The organism is Phytobacter massiliensis JC163, from assembly GCF_000321045.1.
Classification (GTDB): domain Bacteria; phylum Pseudomonadota; class Gammaproteobacteria; order Enterobacterales; family Enterobacteriaceae; genus Phytobacter_A; species Phytobacter_A massiliensis.
Genome location: NZ_CAEO01000197.1, coordinates 1 through 478, shown reverse-complemented (window position 1 = coordinate 478; position 478 = coordinate 1). Strand labels below are relative to the sequence as shown.

Here is a 478-nt window from a genome sequence, read left to right as displayed (position 1 = left end):
GCGGAAGTACGCCGCGATACTCTCCAGTTTGTTGATATCCAGCCCGGTGTCATATTCCGTCCCGGCCAGCGTCGCCACCAGCGCTTCGGTGGCCGGGTGGCCGTAGGTGCCGCTCATTGACGAAATCGCCGTGTCGACCCCGTCCACGCCTGCCTCAATGGCTTTGAGCAGGGCCATCTCCGCCATCCCGGTGGTGGCATGCGCATGCAGGTGCAGCCTGACGTTAAAGCGTTTTTTGATTTCGCTGACCAGCTCAAAGGCCGCCCCCGGCGTGAGGATGCCGGACATGTCCTTGATGGCAACGGAGTCGACGCCCGCCTCCAGCAGCTGTTCGGTCAGGTCGAGCCAGGTCTGCAGGGTGTGCACCGGGCTGGTGGTGTAGCTCAGAGTACCCTGGGCATGGGCCCCGTGACGGCGCACCGCCTGTAATGCCGCCTGCATGTTGCGCGGGTCGTTCATGGCGTCGAAGACGCGGAAC

Annotated in this window: 1 pseudogene; it reads right to left on the bottom strand. The window is 64.0% G+C overall.

Annotated features, from left to right (window positions below):
* Positions 1 to 478 (bottom strand): annotated as a pseudogene (locus tag ENTHG_RS00190) (sodium-extruding oxaloacetate decarboxylase subunit alpha); the annotation flags it as partial.